Source organism: Brevibacterium sp. LAARM3_SD1, from assembly GCF_057364765.1.
In genome coordinates this window covers 1-1,776 of record NZ_JBNFOL010000071.1, presented here as the reverse complement: position 1 = coordinate 1,776, position 1,776 = coordinate 1, and the positions used below count along the sequence as shown (strand labels likewise).

Sequence of the window (1,776 nt, the reverse complement as noted above, 5' to 3'; positions counted from 1 at the left end):
TAGGAACTGATACCCCCAGTGAACACGCTCGTTTTTTCGGGTGGTGGTGATGGGTGTGTGTTTGTGGTTTGAGAATCCAATAGCGTGTTTGTTTGAACAAGTTGTGATGCCAGAACATTTATTATTTTCTGGTAAGACAATCACCTGATCGAACAGTATTTCACTCCTGGTGGGTGGTTCTTCGCCGAACCGCCGACCGTTGTGTGGGGTGAGTGTGTTTGGTCGGGATATTTTTTGATGAGCCGGTCTGTCACCCCGTGACGATCGGCTGTCTTGCTGGGATTCATTCGTAACATATTTTTTTATGGAGAGTTTGATCCTGGCTCAGGACGAACGCTGGCTGCGTGCTTAACACATGCAAGTCGAACGCTGAAGCCCGAAGCTTGCTTCGGGTGGATGAGTGGCGAACGGGTGAGTAACACGTGAGTAACCTGCCCCTGATTTCGGGATAAGCCTGGGAAACTGGGTCTAATACCGGATACGACCACCTGACGCATGTTGGGTGGTGGAAAGTTTTTCGATCGGGGATGGGCTCGCGGCCTATCAGCTTGTTGGTGGGGTAATGGCCTACCAAGGCGACGACGGGTAGCCGGCCTGAGAGGGCGACCGGCCACACTGGGACTGAGACACGGCCCAGACTCCTACGGGAGGCAGCAGTGGGGAATATTGCACAATGGGGGAAACCCTGATGCAGCGACGCAGCGTGCGGGATGACGGCCTTCGGGTTGTAAACCGCTTTCAGCAGGGAAGAAGCGAAAGTGACGGTACCTGCAGAAGAAGTACCGGCTAACTACGTGCCAGCAGCCGCGGTAATACGTAGGGTACGAGCGTTGTCCGGAATTATTGGGCGTAAAGAGCTCGTAGGTGGTTGGTCACGTCTGCTGTGGAAACGCAACGCTTAACGTTGCGCGTGCAGTGGGTACGGGCTGACTAGAGTGCAGTAGGGGAGTCTGGAATTCCTGGTGTAGCGGTGAAATGCGCAGATATCAGGAGGAACACCGGTGGCGAAGGCGGGACTCTGGGCTGTAACTGACACTGAGGAGCGAAAGCATGGGGAGCGAACAGGATTAGATACCCTGGTAGTCCATGCCGTAAACGTTGGGCACTAGGTGTGGGGGACATTCCACGTTCTCCGCGCCGTAGCTAACGCATTAAGTGCCCCGCCTGGGGAGTACGGTCGCAAGGCTAAAACTCAAAGGAATTGACGGGGGCCCGCACAAGCGGCGGAGCATGCGGATTAATTCGATGCAACGCGAAGAACCTTACCAAGGCTTGACATACACTGGACCGTTCTGGAAACAGTTCTTCTCTTTGGAGCTGGTGTACAGGTGGTGCATGGTTGTCGTCAGCTCGTGTCGTGAGATGTTGGGTTAAGTCCCGCAACGAGCGCAACCCTCGTTCTATGTTGCCAGCACGTGATGGTGGGAACTCATAGGAGACTGCCGGGGTCAACTCGGAGGAAGGTGGGGATGACGTCAAATCATCATGCCCTTTATGTCTTGGGCTTCACGCATGCTACAATGGCTGGTACAGAGAGAGGCGAACCCGTGAGGGTGAGCGAATCCCTTAAAGCCAGTCTCAGTTCGGATCGTAGTCTGCAATTCGACTACGTGAAGTCGGAGTCGCTAGTAATCGCAGATCAGCAACGCTGCGGTGAATACGTTCCCGGGCCTTGTACACACCGCCCGTCAAGTCACGAAAGTCGGTAACACCCGAAGCCGGTGTCCCAACCCTTGTGGAGGGGGCCGTCTAAGGTGGGACTGGTGATTGGGACTA

1 rRNA gene is annotated in these 1,776 nt (G+C 54.8%); it reads left to right on the top strand.

Annotated features, from left to right (window positions below):
• Positions 1 to 301 precede the first annotated feature (301 nt).
• A 16S ribosomal RNA gene (locus tag AC2W7L_RS18480) occupies positions 302 to 1,776 on the top strand; the annotation flags it as partial.